This is a genomic window from Erwinia sp. 2186, from assembly GCF_057812255.1.
The window spans coordinates 4323660-4342471 of record NZ_CM173824.1 but is presented as its reverse complement, the minus strand read 5'-3'; the positions used below and the strand labels follow the sequence as shown (position 1 = coordinate 4342471).

Sequence of the window (18812 nt, the reverse complement as noted above, 5' to 3'; positions counted from 1 at the left end):
CTGATTTAATTAGCTGCTTTTACAGTCAGCATCACTAATATTTTCCCCACGGACGATTTTTCCGTAGATTTCTGCACTGAGTTTAGGTGTACGCTGCTGGGTATCATAGTCCACGTATATCATGCCAAAGCGGCTTTTATAGCCACTTAACCATTCCAGATTGTCATGACTGGACCAGACGTGATACCCCTGAACATTGGCCCCCCTTGCAATCGACTGCCTCATTGCGTGGATGTGATCTACCAGATACCGGCAGCGGTTTACATCGTTCACTTTCCCATTCGTCAACTGATCTTCACCTTCAAACCCAGCACCATTTTCTGTAATTATTACCGGTGGATTGCCGTACTCATCACGCACCCGCTCAAGTAGGGCGGAAAACTGATCGGGTCTTACTGCACCATTGAAGGCAAGTTTTTCATTTTTCGGGAAGATGATTTCGGGCGAATAGACTTCTGAAGCATTTTTCTGATGGCGAATGAAGAAAGGAGCGTAGTAATTGATGCCCAAAAAACCCAGGCCCGCATCATGAATGCGTTCTGCATCTCCGGCCTGGACGTCAATATTCAGGTGTAGGTCTGCTGCAAGCTTAATTACATCGGCTGGATAGCTCCCTTTATACATGGCATCAAGGAACCAGCGATTAAGAATGCCGTCAACAAGACTGGCATCAGCTTTGTCTTCATCCGACGCGTTCTCAGCTGTCAGTATCGGGAAAAATGGCAGAGCAATTCCCAGCCGGCCTTTGTAGCCTTCTGCCTTAAAACTCTCTGCTGCCGCTGCTGAGGCCAACAGAATATGGTTATAAGACTTCAGGGAAGTTTCGAGATAGGGACCAGCCGGAACAATAGGGGGGAGTTTAAGCTCCTCACCTTTCAGCCGCTTCTCAGCCATGATCTTTGTTGCAACCTCAACGGTTGGTTCATTAATCAGTACAAACTGGTCAACCTGATCTGAGAAGTTAGCAAAGATAACCTCAGCGTAACGTTGAAACCACTCTACCGACTGCCGGCTTTCCCATCCCCCTGAAGCAGAAAGTGACTCAGGCATATCCCAGTGGTACAGCGTTACAAGAGGCTTTATTCCAGCAGCCTTTAAATCGGTAATAAACTGCCGATAGTGCGCGACCGCCTTAAGGTTTACCGGCCCCTGTCCGTCCGGGATAATACGTGTCCAGGCGATAGAGAAGCGGTAGCTGTTCAGCCCCAGCTCTTTGAACAACTGAATATCTTTGAGGTACTGATCTCGGTCGTAAAAGTTAATCGCAACGCTTCCCGATATGCCGGGGCCGGCCAGGTGCTTCTCATCAAGATAGTAATCCCATACAGACCGGCCTTTACCGTCTTTATTTGTTGCCCCCTCAACCTGGTAGGCAGCTGAAGCCGCCCCCCACAGAAAATTATCAGGAACGTCAGCTGCAGTGGCGATGTTCATCACTGCAGTCATACCTAGCGCCAGCATTCCGTTTTTCATCGCTTACTCCTCTTTTGACATAGTCAGGCTAACGAAAAATTTTTTGATGCCCAGCCAGGAAAACCGGACGGGCATCATGAATAGCAACAATATATCATCAGTCGATGATATATTGCTTAGGCGTTTTGTTTTTACGTTTTTACCTGCATGACGCCACCTGCTAAAAGCGTGACGCTCTTTTGCGACCTGGCAGTCGTTCAGGAATGTTCAGAGACGACGAACAGGCGTATAGCCTCATCAGCAATATCAGAAGAAAGAGATGTGGACTGAGGTGCATCTGGGTCGATCAGACCTGGAGTGATCAAAGGTAACGAAATTGCTGAAATCATTAATGCAAAAGTCAGCGAGGGTTGATGACTTCTGATGATGCCTTTCTCCATTGCAAGTCTGATGATGGGCAGACAGCTGTCACGAAACGGCGCGACCAGATGCAGGAGAAGGTATTCAAGCCGTTCGTCGCCTCTCGCAGCTTCGTTCAGCAGCAGCGATGGAAACTCTGGAATTTCGACGCTGATAGCGGTCAGGTGGCGAATAAACCGTCGAAATCCTTCAGCAGGATCGATACTGAACGTCTCTTCAATTGCTCTGATTTCTTCAAGATGATGCCGTTGCTTATTCAGCAAATGTTCGAGCACCGCATTCCAGAGATCGGATTTTGAACCGAAAAGGCGCGCCACCAAGGCCACATCCACACCGGCCTCTGAGGCGATTTGTCGTAGAGTTGTGCCGTCATAGCCGTTTCGTGAAAAATAACGTGTAGCTACGGGAAGAAGCGCATCCCGCCCTGATACTGTCCCGCCGGGGCGGCGACCTCGTACTGGAGGCCTGCTGTCTTGTGAGCTCATGAGATTCCGTTTTGAATAAGCACCAGACCAGGCCGGTGCTTTTTATTGATCAAAATACCATGCCCATTTTACTCACAACCGGGATCTGAAGGTAACTGTCGTATTTTCCACCGAAGTGAATGATATGCCGGCCTGCATTCCGGCTCACGGGGGTGGCTACCTGCTGTTCACTGACAAATGGCAGAAGCGTTGACGCCGGACCACCGAGGGAAATACGTTTAATTTTCTCTCCAGGGATATAGGTTCCTCCGGAAGCAGGCAGTTCTATGACGGCAGAGCCAAACCCCATGTCAATACTCGTGGGTATTGGGCGGTGTGCTGCAATGGTCAGCACCAGTTTTTCACCTGCATGATAAAGCATGCTCATCGGCCATATACCTATTTCAACGGGAACAATCTCCCCAGCATGCAACTTCTCTTCCCGCGTATGCAGGTGGAAGGGCTCTGTTTCAGTAGACAGCTTTGGATCAAGCGCGCGCTGGGAAACCCTCAGTAAACCTGAAGCGACCACAGGCCCTTTCACACCCTCACCCAGCAGACGTTCAAACGGTTTACCGTCTTTACTACGTTTCTCAACGCCAACCTCAAGTTCCATATCATCTGCTCCCTGGGCTTCAACCCAGAGCTTCAGTTTCATGTAGCCAGTAAGCTCTGTATCCTGGGTGAAGGTAAAGTGAAGCTCTGTTTTTCCTTCACTGGATACGTCATAAGAGAGAGACGCCGGTATGTTCTGCCCCACGGGGCTGAGCTGCGAGCCGGAAGTAATGAACATTTTTTTTAGCTGAGTCTGGGGCAGTGGCCAGCTGTCTTCTGTGCGGTCGACAATATCTTTACCTCCGTCGTCCAGAACGCAGATACGCACGCGGGGAGTGTTTTCCCAGCCGTTTTTATGACCTTTAAGATAATGGTCAAAAAATGCCAGAAGCTCCTGCGAATATGCGGGGGTATAAAAATCCAGCCATTCGTTTGTATTATTAACGCGCAGCCATTTATCTTCTGAAGCTATCTGACGGTAGCCGGCAAATGAGCCGTGGGTGTGAGCGTGATTGGTATAGCTTGCGACAACGTATGCAGGAATGTTGATACGCTCAAGCCTTGCCTTTTTGTCTTCCCAGTAGGCATCCATCAGCTGATTTTCCATAATCATTCGGGGCTGATCTTCTACAAGGTTCTCACCAGCGAAAGATTTCAGTATGACTTCAGGAAATGCTGGCGCAGGGATTCCTCCACGATTTCCAGTCTCTCTGTAATGATCGACAAACCCTTCCCAGGGCGCGATCGCCGTGAGATGAGGAGGCTGCTCGGCTGCAATAAACCACTGCGATACGGCAAGCCATGAGTTCCCCGCCATACCGACTTTTCCACTTGACCAAGACTGCTGCGCGGCCCATTCAATAAAATCATAACCATCTTCCGCGAGCTGCCGTCCCCAGTAAGAGATATGACCTTCAGATTTATAAGCCCCACGAGGATCTGGATTCAGAATAACGTAGCCTTCGTTGACCCAGAATGCCGGATCGGGGCCTTCAAACTTCTGAAGCTCTGAAACCCACTCCAGCGGCACGCCGGAGCGCTCGTGTATATCATCCAGCCACTGACCGCCTATCTCTTTTCCATAGGGGCTCCATGCAACCAGGGCCGGATATTTTCCGTCCGCTACAGGGCGGAATACATCCGTATAAATGGTTGTTCCGTCGCGCATTTTAAGAGCAACGTCACGCTCAAAGATGATGTCGCAGGGTAGTGGTTTTGCTCCTTCGCGCCGGATAGTCCCTTTTTTTAGCAGAGTGGTGCCGGGAGCAAAACCGGGATAGCGAGCGCGGGGAGCGTTAAGAGGCAGCGGGCGTCGATACCAGACTGGATAAGCGCTGTCGCCATAGATTTTTGTATTTTGCATGATGCGATTCCCTTTAGTACTGCCGCTTTGAGCAAATGCCAGCTTAGGCATCATCATATGTGTAACGGCCATTCCCACTGCACCCGCCAGTAACGAGCGTCGTGAAACTTCAGGGCCAGTAGGTTTAATTTTATTCATCGCACTCTCTTTATATCAACAGTTGATGATTTAATTCTAAAGTGGATCGTTTACAAGTCAATGTTCCTGTTGCTGGAACACGATCGCGACCGCATTTTGTGCAAAAAAAAGCCAGCTTTTGCTGGCCCGTCTTTTTAGATTTCTATGACAATTTTGCCCGTGTGTTTTCCGGCAAGCTGATACCGGAAAGCGTCCTGCAGCTCACTGAGGGGAAAAACTTTATCAATAACGGGACGTACATCTGAAGTTTCAAAAGCGCGGATCATTTCTTTCTGATGCTCACGGCTTCCAACGGTGATGCCCCGGACGGTTAGCTGCTTGCCCATTATTGCCGCCGTGGGGACTTCTCCGGCAATGCCGGTGAATACGCCAATAAGCGTAATCCGGCCACCTATGCGCGCTGCTGCAATTGACTGGGATAGCGTACCGGGACCGCCAATTTCAATCACATGATCAACCCCCCGACCACCTGTGAGATCGAAGATTTTTTTACCCCAATCAGGCTCTTCGCGGTAGTTAACTGCTCCGGCAACCCCATGATCACGCAGCCAGGCCATTTTTTCTTCAGAGGAAGACGTGCCCCAGACGCGGGCTCCGACCATTTTTGACAGCTGCAGGGCAAAAACAGATACGCCTCCGGTGCCAAGAATAAGAACATCTTCTCCCGGGCGCAGATCGCCTTCGGTAATCAAAGCTCGCCAGGCCGTCAGTGCTGCGGTAGGGAGCGTCGATGCCTCAGCATGCGTCCATCCGGAGGGGGAATGCGTGAAAAAATGGGCGGGACGGACAACGTATTCCGTGGCATATCCATCAATACCGTCTCCGGGCGTTCTGCTGAAACCCGCGAGTGGACACTCTCCTTTCTCCCAGTCGGGAAAAAATGTTGATACCACCGCATCCCCGGGTTGAAAATCTGTGACATCTTCTCCGACACTTTCGACTGTACCTGCGCCGTCAGACATAAGGACACGACCCGCCTGCGCGGGGAGGATCCCAGCAGCGACGTTGTAATCGTGAAAGTTAAGCGAGACATTATGAATACGAACGCGTATTTCACCTTTGCCGGGCAGGCCCGGCTCGGAAACGTCTTTAAAGGCGATATTATCTACGCCTGCTTCATTGCCAAGAAGTAATGCTTTCATCGTGAAGGTTTTTCCCGTATCCGATAAAGTAAACTATGACTTTAGCCCTCTTTAACGTCCTGGATAAGTACCTACAAAAATGTCCGTATTCCCTAAACCTGCTGATGAAAAAAAAAATGTGCTGGCGACACGGTTACGTAATGGAGAAACATTTGATGCGACCTGTCCCTCCAGAAGGTTGCTCAGTCACCTTACAAGCCGATGGGGAACCCTGACGCTGATAACCCTCATTGATGGCACTCATCGTTTTGGGGAGCTGAAACGTAAAATGGGCGGAATTACCGACAGAATGCTGATAAAAACGTTGCAGGAACTCGAGAGTGAGTCCCTGATCCACAAAATGGTTTATCCAGCCATACCACCTCGTACTGAATATACGCTCACCGCGCCGGGACGTGAGGCGGCGGCTCATATTGAAAAGCTGACAGACTGGATTAGTAACCACATTGACGGCACATGAAGCCGGACGGTCAGTTTACGTATGTGATGCGGCTATGGCAGGCAAGCGTAGTTTTATGAACAATGAAAATAACGCACCGATTGCTGCGGCGAACAAAAACACTGTTGAAGTGGTACCCGGAAGATAAACCATGAACGCGGACAAAAACTGTCCAAGAAAGATAGCCATTGAAAGCCGTGCCAGATTTCGTCCACGTACAGCGTTACTGCTGAGATCGACAATAAGATGATTTACGAGGGGAACGGAAAAACCGAATCCCAGTCCCAGTGCGATTCCTCCGGAGATCAATAATGGCATGGAAGACGCAAAAGCAAAGACCAGATGCGCAAGCGCATAAAAACCGAATGCAATGGACAAGGTTGAAAAATCACCGCAACGACTTACCAGCCTCGGCATCAGCCAGGCCCCACAGACGGCAACCAGAGAAACAAAAGAGAGAAAATATCCCGTCTGAGACTCGGTAAGTCCCATTTTGTGCAGATGCAGGGGTAAAACAACAATGGCGGTAAAGAAGACAATCATGGACATCAGTGCAGCTGACCAGGTCATCAGAACTGCTGGCGAAGTCTCACCGTGGCTGACGTTCGTTCCAATCGATTCAGGATCCGCTTTGTTGCCAGGTCGCGGCACAAATATCAGCACCATCAACAGCATTAGCCAGGCAAATAAATAGAGTGCGAACGGCCAGCGCCATCCCGCTGCGGCAAGTAACCCGCCGATAAACAGGAAGATGACGCCTCCCAGCTCAATCGACATGCCTTGCCGTGCAATCATCTTCATACGTTCTGGCCCATTGTAAAATACTGAAATCAGTCCCGTTCCAGCAGTCATGATCAGCGCCGTAGCCCCTCCCAGCAGGAAGCGGTCCGCAAAGACCGTAATGTATCCGGAAAGAAATGCCCCGGCTGAACCTAACAGGCCATACAGGAAAAGTCCGATGCACAATGCTTTGTAAAGCCCGGCTCGCTCGATGAATTTTCCAGCAAGCGGTCCCAGTACCACCACTCCCAAAGACGGGAGCGTAACAAGCCAGCTCTCTGCACCTTTCACGTTCAGGGCATCAGAAATACTGGTTAGTCCCGGTACAATCACGCATCCCACCATGATGGTCAGGCAGGCCACGGCCAGAAGCGTAAATCCCCCAACTTTATTAATCTGTAACATAAATCGCTCCACAATGACCAACATGCGGACAATTGTGTCCGCTATACGGATATAGTATTCTGACTATTCTCCTTTGATGTCAATGCGCAAAATGTAAGTCGAAAGTAAGGAGTCACCATGCAGGCCAAATCTGATGATTCGGGTACCAGTGTTATTGTTCGGGCTGCTCATCTTCTGAGGACGCTTGAAGAACATCCTCGCGGGCTGACGATCGCCGCTTTGTCGCGTTATACCGGAATGCCTCGCACGACGGTACACCGGCTGGTCAGTTCACTGGAGGCTGAAGATCTTTTACTGAATGCGGCAGGGCTTATCCGGCTGGGTCCTGCGCTAACAAGACTTGCGGCTTCAGCGCATACAGATGTAGTTACTCTGGCGCGTACGCCTATGGAAATGCTGGGACGCAGGACGCGGGAGACCGTCGATCTCAGTGCTTTGCGTGGGGCCCATGCGCTGCTCATCAGTCAGTATGCTTCTGATCAGGAGTTGCGTGTCATTTCACCGGTAGGCACAGCCTTCCCTAGCCACTGTACTGCTCCGGGAAAAGCGCTACTTGCCTGCCTGGAAGACGAGCAGATAGCATCGTTTTATAGACAAACACCTGAAATCAGGACGCAAAAATCATTAAGCAGCGTGGAGGATATTCTTGCTGAGGTCGTAAAAGTGCGAAAGACGGGGTATGCGATAGATTATGAAGAACATGCGCAGGGTGTATGTGGCCTCAGCGTTTATTTGCAGTCATCTCTGAGCGAGTTATACGCTATCTCCATTGCCGTGCCGTCCCTCAGGTTTGAGGAAAAAAAGGAGTTTCTCATGATATCTCTTATGAAATGTAAAGCGGAAATTGAAGCCATGATTTCAGGCTGATTGTTTTGCATAAGAATGCTGGTAACGTCCGTTTTTGGCACTTAGCGGGCATTTTGGGGCTTCTTATAGATTTAGAGCATTTAACTCAAATGGCCGTTGAAATGATGTTCGCAGAAATGGGGACATTACGGATAAACCTAAAAGGATACTTCATATTCGTCATAGCAAAAACGATTCTTGCTGCAGATGAGGGGTAGCGAGAATTGACAAAATCTGAGGTTTTATTGACAGGTGTCGCAATCATTGCAATTATTTACGCCAACGAGAAAAGGGCACTAGCGCTAACTAGTACCCTTTCTTGAAGATTTTTATGTTCAATCTTGGATGATGCATCTGCAAATGCAGTCACCGTTGCTTTGAACACCATCTTCGTTTAGACACCCGTTAGAGATCTCACTTCTAACCAGTGTGCTTCGATGTATGGTGCCCGGACGCGGAATCGAACCACGGACACGGGGATTTTCAATCCCCTGCTCTACCGACTGAGCTATCCGGGCAACGGGGCGCATTAAACCGTAAAGGCCGTCTGGCGTCAACGGCTTTGTCACAAAAATCCCGTAAAGCGCGACTGAGTGATTGCTTTTCAATCAGTCGGCGCGGTTTTTGCTCAGGCCAGCGCACCATTCTTACGACACAACGCAATGCTCAGCACATCCTCCGCCAGCGTGCGGGCCGTCACCACTTCCTGCACGTTCCGCGTCACCAACAGGCGGCTGAGGCAGCCTTCAAGGATTAACTCCATCTGATGGGCAACCAGCGTGGGATTGTCGGTTTCCAGCGCGGACAATAAATCGTGCGTGTACTGCCAGGAGGCGCGTTTCTGGAAGTCAGCCACCTGATGGATGGGATGATCCGGCTGCGGATAAAAACTGCAGGCGGCAATAAACAAACAGCCAGGGTAACGGTGATTATTTACCGCATCTTCCAGCACCTGATAGCGCGCCATCAGCTTTTGTTCTGCATTCAGCGTCTCATCCAGCAACAGCTTACGTCGCCAGATATCTATCTGTTGGCTGTGATAACGCAGGGCGTCATACAGCAGCGCTTCGCGGTCTGGCCAGAAGCGTTGCAGATCCTCTAACTGGCAGTCCACCGCATGCGCCATATCGGCGAAAGAGGTGGTGGCCGCCAGGCCTTTTTGCTCGAGTACGTTCAGCGCATGCTCGAGTACCTGTTCACGTTGCAAGTGACTCTCCTCTTGAATGCCCGTTTCGCGGTTCTTAACCGGGAAATCACGCCTTAGTGTCGTTTACTGCGCCAGTTTCTGCAAATGCTGCTGAAACGCGGCGGCATCCATAAAGCCGGTGACGCGAGAATGAGGGATCTCATGGCCGTTGGCATCGAAGAACAAAATGGTCGGCAAACCCAGCACCTGCAGCTGTTTCAGCAGCGCGCTATCCTGGGCATTGTTGGCCGTGACATCGGCCTGCAGCAGCTGAGTATGGCTCAGGGCATTTTGGACTTCAGGCTGACTGAAAGTGTATTTTTCGAACTCTTTGCAAGCCACACACCAGTCAGCGTAAAGGTCGACCATCGTGATACGCCCCTGCGCGTTTTGCAGCGCGTGGGTAAGCTGCTCAGTATCGCTAATCCGGGTGAAGTTCAGGTGCGCGATAGCCGCATTTTGACCGGGCGAAGCAAATGCCCAGTCCTGCAGCGGACGTGCTGCAACCAGCGCTGCTGCCAGCATCACGATTTGTCCCAGGCGCAGCCAGCCATTGTTCGACTTCAGACTGATAAAGGCCCAGCCAAAGAAGGCGACACCCAGCAGGCTCCATAACCGCAATCCCCACTGATCGCCAATCACGCGCTCCAGTAGAAATACCGGCAGGGCAAGGATCACAAAACCAAAGCCTTCTTTGATGGTTTGCATCCAGGCACCGCTTTTCGGCAACAGACGGTTGCCAAACACCGTGACGGCAATCAGCGGCAGCCCCATTCCCAGCGCGTAAAGATAGAGCGTACCTGCGCCCGACAGCATATTGCCGCTTTGGGCGATGTACAGCAGGATCGCGCTAAGCGGCGCCGTGGTGCACGGAGAGCAAATCAGTCCGGCCAGTGCCCCCATTAAAAACACCCCGGTCAGCGATCCGCCTTGTTGACGGTTGCTCCACAGCGCCAGACGGGTTTGTAGCGAGGAAGGGAGCTGAAGGGTGAACAGGCCAAACATCGACAGTGACAGCAGAATAAACAGTACCGACAAGCCAATCAGAATCGCCGGGGCCTGCAGCGCCGCCTGAAAACGCAGGCCAGCGGCGGCCACGATCACGCCCATCACCGTGTAAGTCAGCGCCATTCCCTGCACATAGACCATCGCCAGGGCGAACAAACGGCCCGCCGAATATTTGCGATTGCCGCCGAGAATAATGCCGGAAATCAGCGGGTACATTGGCAGCACGCAAGGGGTGAAGGCGACGCCAATACCGATCAGCAGCGCCCACAGCGGCGAAAACGGCAGGTTTTCAGTCGGTGCGGTCTGGACGCTGACCGGTGCAGGTGTCGAAGCCGCTGCCTGAGAATCCAGGCTTGCATCACCGGCCTTCACTTCATCCAGCGGCACGCTGCGTGTTTCCGGCGGATAGCAGAATCCCGCGGCGGCACAGCCCTGATAGGTGACGCTTACCGTCGCCCCTTTATCCGCCTGCTGCAGGATTAAGGGCAGCGTCAGGCTTTCGGGGTAAATTTCGGTTTTGCCGTAGAACTCATCTTCATGAGGTGTGCCCTCAGGCAGGGTAAAGTCGGCGAGTTTTGCGCCGTTAGCCGAGATTTTTATCTGCTGGCGATAGAGGTAATAACCGGGTTTAACCTGCCAGCTCAGGGTCAGCGTGTTGGCTTGCTGATTGAAGTCAAAAGTGAAGGCCTGGTCAACCGTGCCGAAATGATTGCCGTTCTGTCCGAACAGCGAAGCCGCCGCATTCAGGCTGAACAGCGTTGTGAACAGGATAAAAATCAGTGTTGTAATGCGCTTAGACATAACGGTAACCACGTTCTCCATGTTGGGCTGAGTCGGGCAGAGGACGCAAGCACGTCCGGCAGCGCTCTGACGGAGCTCAGAGGGGTATCCTCGGGGCGTGCAGACTATAACATGGGGTTACGGCAGGGAGTTTTTCAGGATGTAACCGGCGAAAGCAGGGTGGAATTCACTCCGCCCTGCTTCAGCGCGTGCCGTGGCCGTCTGTGGCTATAGAATCAGATGCCCAAAGATAAAGCCAAACAGCACGGAGAGTGCAATGGCCAGCGTGCCCGGCACAATAAACGAGTGGTTAAAGACGAACTTGCCAATGCGCGTGGAACCGGTATCGTCCATTTCTACCGCAGCCAGCAGCGTAGGGTAGGTTGGCAAGACAAACAGTGCGGAGACGGCAGCGAACGATGCCACGGCGGTGATGGGCGAAACGCCGAGCATCAGCGCGGCAGGCATCAGGGCTTTGGTGGTCGCGGCCTGTGAGTAGAGCAGGGTGGAAGCAAAAAACAGGATCACTGCCAGCATCCACGGATAATCGGTCAGCAGATCGCCTGCCACCTGCTGGATCTCGCTAATGTGCGCTTTGACAAAGGTATCGCCGAGCCAGGCCACGCCCATCACGCAAATACAGGCGCTCATGCCGGATTTGAAGGTGCTGGCAGAAAGGATTTTGGCGGTATCCACTTTGCAGGTGAAGCAGATAATCGCCGCCACGGTCAGCATAAAGACCACAATCGCTTCATTACGCGGCAGCACCGGATTGGTAATCAGGCCAACCGTATCGCTGATGGCGGTGGCATACAGCACCACCGCAACAATGCCCAGCAGGAACAGCAGCACCGACAGTTTTGCGCCGGGTTTCGCTTCAAAAACGCCTGCGCCACGCAGCACCGTTTCTCCTTTCGCCAGACGCTGTTGGTAAATGGCATCTTCTTTCAGCTCTTTGCCGAGGAAGTTGGTGATCAGCGCCGCGAGGAAAATGGCGATCATGGTTGAGGGAATGGAGACGGCAAGCAGCGCCAGATAGCTGATGCCTTTTGGCTCCAGAATCCCCGCCAGAAACACCACCGCCGCTGAAATTGGCGAGGCGGTAATGGCAATCTGCGAAGCGACCACCGCGATCGATAACGGACGGGAAGGGCGGACACCTTGCTCTTTTGCCACTTCCGCTATCACCGGTAAGGTGGAAAATGCCGTGTGGCCGGTTCCCGCCAGCAGCGTCATAAAGTAGGTCACCAGCGGCGCGAGGAAGGTGATATAGCGGGGCTGTTTCCTTAACAGACGTTCAGCCAGGCTCACCAGGTAATCCATCCCTCCGGCGACCTGCATGGCGGCAATCGCGGCAATCACTCCCATAATGATTTCGATGACGTCGAAGGGAATGACGCCCGGCTTGATTTGGAAGCCCAGCGTTAAAATTAACATGCCCACACCGCCGGCAAAACCGATGCCAATGCCGCCCAGCCGCGCTCCCAGATAAATCGCCAACAGGACGACAAGTAACTCCGGCACAATCATGATCTGCTCCTTGGTTTTTTTTGATAACTAACCGTTAATAATTTGTAGGCTGTGCCATAAAAAAAGGCACGTCGTTCTGCGAACGCGCGTGCCTTAAAGGTCTGTCAGGTTAAGCTGTTATTGTTCATTTTCATCGGTATAACGTTTGGCTTTATATACCGGGAACATCAGGTTCTGCGTTGAGAAAATATCATCGAGTTCGGCTTCGGTCAGCAACCCGCGCTCCAGCACCACTTCCCGTACGCTTTTGCCGGTCTCGGCACAAATTTTGCCGACAATATCGCCATTATGGTGGCCGATGTACGGGTTGAGGTAGGTCACGATGCCGATCGAGTTAAAGACATAGGCCTCACACACCGCTTTGTTGGCAGTAATGCCGTTAACGCATTTTTCCAGCAGATTCGAACAGGCGTTGGTCAGAATATGCACCGACTCAAACAGGGCCTGGCCGATAACCGGCTCCATCACGTTCAACTGCAGCTGGCCAGCTTCAGACGCCATGGTCACGGTGACGTCATTGCCGATCACCTTGAAGCACACCTGGTTGACGACTTCGGGCACCACCGGGTTCACTTTGGCCGGCATGATAGAAGAACCGGCCTGCAATTCTGGCAGGTTGATTTCATTCAGCCCGGCACGCGGCCCGGAAGAGAGCAGACGCAGGTCATTACAGATTTTGGAGAGCTTGACCGCCAGGCGCTTCAGCGCGCTGTGTACCATCACATAGGCACCGCAGTCTGAGGTCGCTTCAATCAGATCTTCTGCAGGAACGCAGGGCAGGTTACTGACTTCCGCTAACTTCTGTACCGCCAGCGCCTGATAGCCGTCCGGGGTGTTCAGGCGTGTGCCGATCGCCGTCGCGCCCAGATTCACTTCCAGCAGCAGTTCGCCGGTACGCAGCAGGTTCTTGATCTCTTCATTCAGCAGCACGCTGTAGGCGTGGAATTCCTGACCGAGGGTCATTGGCACGGCATCCTGCAACTGGGTACGGCCCATTTTCAGGATGGTTTCAAACTCAACGGCTTTGCGCTGGAAGCCTTCGCTCAACTGGCCGATAGCATCCAACAGCTTCAAAATAGAGGTGTACACCGCGATACGAAAACCGGTTGGGTAGGCGTCATTGGTGGACTGGCACTTGTTGACGTGGTCATTAGGATTGAGGAACTGATAATCCCCTTTCTGATGGCCCATCAGCTCCAGACCAATATTGGCCAGCACTTCATTGGTGTTCATGTTGACCGAGGTGCCGGCACCGCCCTGATAGACATCAATCGGGAACTGGTCCATGCATTTGCCGTTATTCAGTACTTCATCACAGGCCTGAATAATGGTGTTAGCGATATGGCGGGGAATGGTCTGCAACTCTTTGTTGGCCATCGCGGCGGCTTTTTTCACCATCACCATGCCGCGGACAAACTCAGGGATATCGCTGATTTTACTGTTACTGATGTAGAAATTTTCAATCGCACGCAGAGTGTGAACACCGTAGTAAGCATCTGCCGGAACTTCACGCATACCTAACAGGTCTTCTTCGATACGAATGCTATTTGTCATGAGAACCTTCTTGTTTTTGCTACCGGATACACCCAATCATTCGGTGTAGATCATCACAATCAAAGTGAATCTTTGGTCATGAACAGCCTCGGCCGACATTTTATCCATTTGCGGTAGACTGAGCACGATCATATTCTGTTAAGGGCGAAAAGCCTGAATCCAGATCACTTAAATTGCGTTCATTTTCAGCCATCTTCGACACAGTGTGATACGGGTCACATACCGCTGACCAACATGAATTTCGTATAAGGTAGTTGAAAAATGCTCTGTAAGAGCCCATTTCATTACTCTACGATCGTGACGATCCCTCTTTTTGCCGTCCCGCTGTGAGCGAGATGGCCCGGACAGACAGGAGACTGCGGTGCGCTGGTTACCGTTTTTAGTGCTATTTATTCTCGCCTGGATTGAGATCACCATTTTCATTCAGGTGGCCCACGTGATGGGCGTGCTGCTGACGCTGCTGCTGGTGGTGTTCAGCTCGTTGATCGGTATCTCTCTGGTCAAAAACCAGGGGATGAAAAACTTTATGCTGATGCAGCAGAAGCTGGCGGTGGGCGACAGCCCTGCCGCGGAAATGATCAAGAGCGTTTCGTTGATCATCGCCGGCTTCCTGCTGCTGCTGCCGGGTTTCTTCACCGATTTCCTCGGGTTGCTGCTGTTGCTGCCGCCGGTGCAAAAGCATCTGACGCTGAAGCTGATGCCGCATCTGAAAGTCTGGCGTGGTGCCGGCGCTGGCCCGGACAGTGGCTTCACCGTTGACGGTGAATTTGAGCGAAAAGACAGCAAACTGCTTGAACACGACGATCCAGAGGATCGCCGATAACTGAGCCGAAGGCGGGATTTCCCGCCTTTTTGCTTTTCAGGGGAAACGATTGCCTGTTATTTGCGCAGTTGGTTCGCAGAAGCGAAATTTTTATTTTTTTCCCCTTGAAAGCCCCTCCGCCAGGCCCTATCTCTTTCGTCACGAGGTCGGTGCCAGTGAAGCCCGGCGTTCATCCCAAAAACCTGATTGGACTTCTCAAAGGAGAGTTATCAATGAAAATTCGTCCATTGCACGACCGTGTTATCGTCAAGCGTAAAGAAGTGGAATCTAAATCAGCTGGCGGCATCGTGCTGACTGGCTCCGCAGCCGGTAAATCTACCCGTGGCGAAGTACTGGCTGTTGGCAATGGCCGTATCCTGGAAAGCGGCGATGTGAAACCGCTGGACGTGAAGGTTGGCGACGTCGTCATTTTCAGCGAAGGTTACGGTGCTAAAACTGAGAAAATCGACAACCAGGAAGTGCTGATCATTTCTGAAAGCGACATTCTGGCAATTGTTGAAGCGTAATTACGCGTAACTCACTGAACAAACGAATTTAAGGGATATTTTAAGATGGCAGCTAAAGACGTAAAATTCGGTAATGACGCACGCGTAAAAATGCTGCGTGGCGTTAACGTACTGGCAGATGCAGTAAAAGTTACCCTGGGCCCGAAAGGCCGTAACGTGGTTCTGGATAAATCTTTTGGTGCACCGACCATCACTAAAGATGGTGTATCTGTCGCACGTGAAATCGAACTGGAAGACAAGTTCGAAAACATGGGTGCTCAGATGGTGAAAGAAGTGGCCTCTAAAGCGAACGACGCTGCAGGCGACGGTACCACCACCGCAACCGTTCTGGCTCAGTCTATCGTTAACGAAGGTCTGAAAGCCGTTGCTGCGGGTATGAACCCAATGGATCTGAAGCGCGGAATCGACAAAGCGGTCATCCACGCTGTTGAAGAACTGAAAAAACTGTCTGTGCCTTGCTCTGATTCTAAAGCGATTGCTCAGGTGGGTACCATCTCTGCTAACTCCGATGAAACCGTGGGCGAACTGATTGCTCAGGCGATGGAAAAAGTCGGCAAAGAAGGCGTGATCACCGTTGAAGAAGGCACCGGCCTGCAGGACGAGCTGGACGTGGTTGAAGGTATGCAGTTTGACCGTGGCTACCTGTCCCCGTACTTCATCAACAAGCCAGAAACTGGTGCAGTAGAACTGGAAACCCCATTCATTCTGCTGGCTGACAAAAAAATCTCCAACATCCGTGAAATGCTGCCAGTTCTGGAAGCCGTGGCGAAAGCCGGCAAACCCCTGCTGATCGTTGCTGAAGATGTTGAAGGCGAAGCGCTGGCTACGCTGGTGGTTAACACCATGCGCGGTATCGTGAAAGTGGCTGCGGTTAAAGCACCTGGTTTCGGCGACCGTCGTAAAGCTATGCTGCAGGACATCGCTGTGCTGACTGGCGGTACCGTCATCTCTGAAGAGATCGGTATGGAGCTGGAAAAAGCAACGCTGGAAGATCTGGGTCAGGCAAAACGCGTTGTGATCAGCAAAGACACCACCATCATCATCGATGGCGTTGGCGAAGAAGCAACAATCTCTGGCCGTGTTTCTCAGATCCGTCAGCAGATTGAAGAAGCGACCTCTGATTACGATCGTGAAAAACTGCAGGAGCGCGTAGCGAAACTGGCAGGCGGCGTTGCCGTTCTGAAAGTGGGCGCAGCCACTGAAGTTGAAATGAAAGAGAAGAAAGCGCGCGTTGAAGATGCCCTGCACGCGACCCGTGCTGCGGTTGAAGAAGGCGTGGTTGCAGGTGGTGGTGTTGCGCTGGTTCGCGTGGCGTCTAAACTGGGCGATCTGCGTGGCCAGAACGAAGACCAGAACGTGGGTATCAAAGTTGCGCTGCGCGCAATGGAATCTCCACTGCGTCAGATCGTTTCTAACGCCGGTGAAGAGCCTTCAGTTGTCACCAACAAAGTGAAAGCGGGCGAAGGTAACTACGGTTACAACGCACAGACTGAAGAATACGGCGACATGATCGACTTCGGTATCCTGGACCCAACTAAAGTGACCCGTTCTGCGCTGCAGTACGCGGCCTCTGTTGCCGGTCTGATGATCACCACCGAGTGCATGATCACCGACCTGCCGAAAGGCGACACCCCTGACTTAGGCGGTGGCGGTATGGGTGGTATGGGCGGCATGGGCGGCATGATGTAATGCCTGCCGGCTGGCTATAACGCTCCCCGTCGTCTTTGACGGGAAGGGCAGCCTCCTGAAAAACCCCCGTTTTATAACGGGGGTTTTTCTTTTTGGGGGGAAGATAGTAAAGTTATGGCGCAAGCAGTAGCCCGAACAAGGATTTATCTGTGTTGGGCAACGGAAGCTTCACCAAGGTTGTCGATTTCCGGTACGCTCAGAACTGATTCTGATGATGATAATAATGGGGATTTAAAATGCGGATTAAGGTCTTGCTGGGACTTTCAGTAGCGACTGCGCTGCTGGCAGGCTGTAGCAGCAGTTCTAACACCCTGAGTGCTGCGGGTGAGCGCGTCAGCTTCACCGACCAGCAACCAGCCAAAGAGTGCCAGCTGCTGGGCAACCTGACCGGCGAACAGAGCAACTGGTTGAGCGGTGCAGGCGGCGGCGAAAGCAGCTCGCTGCGTGGCGCGGCCAACGATCTGCGCAACCGTGCGGCAGAAATGGGCGGCAACACCATTTACGGTGCAACCAGCCCAACACAGAATATCTGGTCAAGCTTTGCCCCGCTGGACAGCAAAATGAGCGGCCAGGTGTATAAGTGCCCTTAACCGTTTGCGGAAAGCCTCTGTCGTCTGGGCCGCGTTATCGCTGCCGGTAGAGTGTTTAAAGCAGATAATAAAGCGGGGAGGATCGATGATCCTCCCCGCTGTTGTTTTCAGGATGGGATTAAACCTGTCTTAGCTGTAAATCGAGCGGCGTTTTACTCGGTTCTCCGCCAATTTCACGGGCCAGTTTCGGCACCATATAGCCGGAAACGTTGGCCAACAGTTCCCGCATAATCGCCCTGGCATCGTCATCCGACACGTAGAAATGCGCCGCACCCTGCACTTTATCCAGCACATGCAGGTAATAAGGCAGCACGCCGGCATCAAACAGCGCGTTGCTGAGCGTCGCCAGCGTGGTCGCATCGTCGTTGATATTGCGCAGCAAAACGCTCTGGTTAAGCAGCGTCACGCCCGCGCTCTTCAGCAGTTGCAACGCATCCCGCAGCGCGTCATCAATCTCCTGGGCGTGATTAATGTGCGTCACCATCAGCACCTGTAACCGCGACTGCGCCAGACGCTGGCAGAGCGTGCGGGTGATGCGGCTGGGGATTACCACCGGTAAACGGCTGTGGATGCGCAGGCGTTTCAGGTGGGGGATCTGCTCCAGTTCGCCGATCAGCCAGTCCAGTTCGCTGTCTTTTGCCATCAACGGATCGCCACCGGAGAAAATAATCTCATCCAGTTCTGGCTGCTCTCGGATATACTCCAGGGCTTGCTGCCAGTTGCGCTTGTTTCCCTGGTTATCCTGGTAGGGGAAATGGCGGCGGAAACAGTAGCGGCAGTTAACCGCACAGCCGCCTTTGACCAGCAACAGCGCACGATTGCGATATTTATGTAACAGACCCGGCACCACGCTGCTCTGCTCATCGAGCGGGTCAGTACTGTAACCCGGAGCATCAACAAACTCCTGGCTGGCGGTGATTACCTGCAGCAGGAGCGGATCTTGTGGATCGCCTTTTTGCATTCTGGACGCGAAGGCCCGTGGGACGCGCAGGGCAAACAGACGTCGGGCATCACTGCCGGCCGTCAGCTCCGGGTGCGAATCGAGGCCTAAAAGTTGCAGTAATTCATTTGGGTCGGTGATTACATCCGCAAGTTGATGCAACCATTCTTCTCGCGAAGGGGTTTTTAGGGTTACAATGTGTGCCATTTTTTTGGCTTAGTACCAGTATTAAATTGTAGAG

The 18812-nt window shown here is 52.3% G+C and carries 16 protein-coding genes and 1 tRNA gene; 6 read left to right on the top strand and 11 right to left on the bottom strand.

All coding sequences use genetic code 11. The features are described 5' to 3' along the window. Positions 1-9: 9 nt before the first annotated feature. The 4 genes from ACXKZG_RS20320 to ACXKZG_RS20305 form a co-directional block, all read right to left on the bottom strand. Positions 10-1473 carry a glycoside hydrolase family 1 protein gene (locus ACXKZG_RS20320; RefSeq protein ID WP_488875359.1) on the bottom strand — a complete coding sequence of 488 codons (1464 nt, stop codon included), beginning with the start codon at positions 1471-1473 and terminating at the stop codon, positions 10-12. A gap of 197 nt (positions 1474-1670) precedes the next feature. After that, a complete protein-coding gene (locus ACXKZG_RS20315) occupies positions 1671-2318 on the bottom strand; it encodes a TetR/AcrR family transcriptional regulator (RefSeq protein WP_488875358.1) in 648 nt (215 codons plus the stop codon). 49 nt (positions 2319-2367) lie between these two features. Then, a complete protein-coding gene (locus ACXKZG_RS20310; protein WP_488875357.1) occupies positions 2368-4353 on the bottom strand; it encodes a CocE/NonD family hydrolase in 1986 nt (661 codons plus the stop codon). Positions 4354-4487: 134 nt separating this feature from the next. Then, positions 4488-5495, bottom strand: coding sequence for a zinc-dependent alcohol dehydrogenase family protein (locus ACXKZG_RS20305; protein ID WP_488875356.1), 1008 nt, complete (start codon positions 5493-5495; stop codon positions 4488-4490). Positions 5496-5574: 79 nt separating this feature from the next. Between ACXKZG_RS20305 and ACXKZG_RS20300 the strand changes: the two genes are divergently transcribed. Continuing rightward, positions 5575-5955 (top strand): winged helix-turn-helix transcriptional regulator, encoded by a 381-nt coding sequence (locus ACXKZG_RS20300; RefSeq protein WP_488875355.1) that lies wholly within the window; start codon positions 5575-5577, stop codon positions 5953-5955. Positions 5956-5970: 15 nt separating this feature from the next. Here ACXKZG_RS20300 and ACXKZG_RS20295 read toward each other — a convergent pair whose 3' ends face one another. After that, the gene (locus ACXKZG_RS20295; RefSeq protein WP_488875354.1) at positions 5971-7119 is read right to left on the bottom strand and encodes an MFS transporter; all 1149 of its coding nucleotides are present in this window, start codon (positions 7117-7119) and stop codon (positions 5971-5973) included. A 117-nt stretch (positions 7120-7236) separates the two neighbouring features. Here ACXKZG_RS20295 and ACXKZG_RS20290 point away from each other — a divergent pair, with 117 nt between their 5' ends. After that, positions 7237-7986, top strand: coding sequence for an IclR family transcriptional regulator (locus ACXKZG_RS20290; protein WP_488875353.1), 750 nt, complete (start codon positions 7237-7239; stop codon positions 7984-7986). A 421-nt stretch (positions 7987-8407) separates the two neighbouring features. On the opposite strand, the gene ACXKZG_RS20285 is transcribed toward ACXKZG_RS20290, so the two are convergent. From ACXKZG_RS20285 to aspA, 5 genes are all read right to left on the bottom strand, one after another. Next, positions 8408-8483: transfer RNA gene (locus ACXKZG_RS20285), tRNA-Phe, on the bottom strand. A gap of 110 nt (positions 8484-8593) precedes the next feature. Then, positions 8594-9172: a division control transcriptional repressor DicD gene (dicD, locus tag ACXKZG_RS20280; protein WP_488875352.1), complete on the bottom strand. Its 579-nt coding sequence runs from the start codon at positions 9170-9172 to the stop codon at positions 8594-8596. Positions 9173-9235: 63 nt separating this feature from the next. Next, on the bottom strand, positions 9236-10960 hold the full coding sequence (locus ACXKZG_RS20275; RefSeq protein ID WP_488875351.1) for a protein-disulfide reductase DsbD: 1725 nt from the start codon (positions 10958-10960) through the stop codon (positions 9236-9238). Between the two features lie 207 nt (positions 10961-11167). Then, positions 11168-12469 (bottom strand): anaerobic C4-dicarboxylate transporter, encoded by a 1302-nt coding sequence (locus tag ACXKZG_RS20270; protein ID WP_151038434.1) that lies wholly within the window; start codon positions 12467-12469, stop codon positions 11168-11170. A gap of 117 nt (positions 12470-12586) precedes the next feature. Then, positions 12587-14023: an aspartate ammonia-lyase gene (gene aspA / locus ACXKZG_RS20265; RefSeq protein WP_013200465.1), complete on the bottom strand. Its 1437-nt coding sequence runs from the start codon at positions 14021-14023 to the stop codon at positions 12587-12589. Between the two features lie 361 nt (positions 14024-14384). Between aspA and ACXKZG_RS20260 the strand changes: the two genes are divergently transcribed. From ACXKZG_RS20260 to ACXKZG_RS20245, 4 genes are all read left to right on the top strand, one after another. Further along, on the top strand, positions 14385-14846 hold the full coding sequence (locus ACXKZG_RS20260; protein ID WP_013200466.1) for an FxsA family protein: 462 nt from the start codon (positions 14385-14387) through the stop codon (positions 14844-14846). 212 nt (positions 14847-15058) lie between these two features. Continuing rightward, a complete protein-coding gene (locus tag ACXKZG_RS20255) occupies positions 15059-15352 on the top strand; it encodes a co-chaperone GroES (RefSeq protein ID WP_012442682.1) in 294 nt (97 codons plus the stop codon). Positions 15353-15397: 45 nt separating this feature from the next. Next, positions 15398-17041: a chaperonin GroEL gene (groL, locus tag ACXKZG_RS20250; protein WP_013200467.1), complete on the top strand. Its 1644-nt coding sequence runs from the start codon at positions 15398-15400 to the stop codon at positions 17039-17041. A 236-nt stretch (positions 17042-17277) separates the two neighbouring features. After that, entirely contained in the window at positions 17278-17631 is a 354-nt protein-coding gene (locus ACXKZG_RS20245; protein ID WP_013200468.1) for a DUF4156 domain-containing protein, read from the top strand. A gap of 118 nt (positions 17632-17749) precedes the next feature. On the opposite strand, the gene epmB is transcribed toward ACXKZG_RS20245, so the two are convergent. After that, positions 17750-18778 carry an EF-P beta-lysylation protein EpmB gene (gene epmB / locus ACXKZG_RS20240; protein WP_013200469.1) on the bottom strand — a complete coding sequence of 343 codons (1029 nt, stop codon included), beginning with the start codon at positions 18776-18778 and terminating at the stop codon, positions 17750-17752. Positions 18779-18812 lie beyond the last annotated feature (34 nt).

Excerpts from the sequence above, each read along its gene's own strand:
- ACXKZG_RS20305 (WP_488875356.1), bottom strand. The coding sequence starts at position 5,495 with ATGAAAGCATTACTTCTTGGCAATGAAGCAGGCGTAGATAATATCGCC.
- ACXKZG_RS20320 (WP_488875359.1), bottom strand. The coding sequence starts at position 1,473 with ATGAAAAACGGAATGCTGGCGCTAGGTATGACTGCAGTGATGAACATC.
- ACXKZG_RS20275 (WP_488875351.1), bottom strand. The coding sequence starts at position 10,960 with ATGTCTAAGCGCATTACAACACTGATTTTTATCCTGTTCACAACGCTG.
- ACXKZG_RS20245 (WP_013200468.1), top strand. The coding sequence starts at position 17,278 with ATGCGGATTAAGGTCTTGCTGGGACTTTCAGTAGCGACTGCGCTGCTG.
- ACXKZG_RS20300 (WP_488875355.1), top strand. The coding sequence starts at position 5,575 with ATGTCCGTATTCCCTAAACCTGCTGATGAAAAAAAAAATGTGCTGGCG.
- groL (WP_013200467.1), top strand. The coding sequence starts at position 15,398 with ATGGCAGCTAAAGACGTAAAATTCGGTAATGACGCACGCGTAAAAATG.
- ACXKZG_RS20255 (WP_012442682.1), top strand. The coding sequence starts at position 15,059 with ATGAAAATTCGTCCATTGCACGACCGTGTTATCGTCAAGCGTAAAGAA.
- ACXKZG_RS20270 (WP_151038434.1), bottom strand. The coding sequence starts at position 12,469 with ATGATTGTGCCGGAGTTACTTGTCGTCCTGTTGGCGATTTATCTGGGA.
- ACXKZG_RS20290 (WP_488875353.1), top strand. The coding sequence starts at position 7,237 with ATGCAGGCCAAATCTGATGATTCGGGTACCAGTGTTATTGTTCGGGCT.
- ACXKZG_RS20295 (WP_488875354.1), bottom strand. The coding sequence starts at position 7,119 with ATGTTACAGATTAATAAAGTTGGGGGATTTACGCTTCTGGCCGTGGCC.
- ACXKZG_RS20315 (WP_488875358.1), bottom strand. The coding sequence starts at position 2,318 with ATGAGCTCACAAGACAGCAGGCCTCCAGTACGAGGTCGCCGCCCCGGC.
- ACXKZG_RS20310 (WP_488875357.1), bottom strand. The coding sequence starts at position 4,353 with ATGAATAAAATTAAACCTACTGGCCCTGAAGTTTCACGACGCTCGTTA.
- aspA (WP_013200465.1), bottom strand. The coding sequence starts at position 14,023 with ATGACAAATAGCATTCGTATCGAAGAAGACCTGTTAGGTATGCGTGAA.
- epmB (WP_013200469.1), bottom strand. The coding sequence starts at position 18,778 with ATGGCACACATTGTAACCCTAAAAACCCCTTCGCGAGAAGAATGGTTG.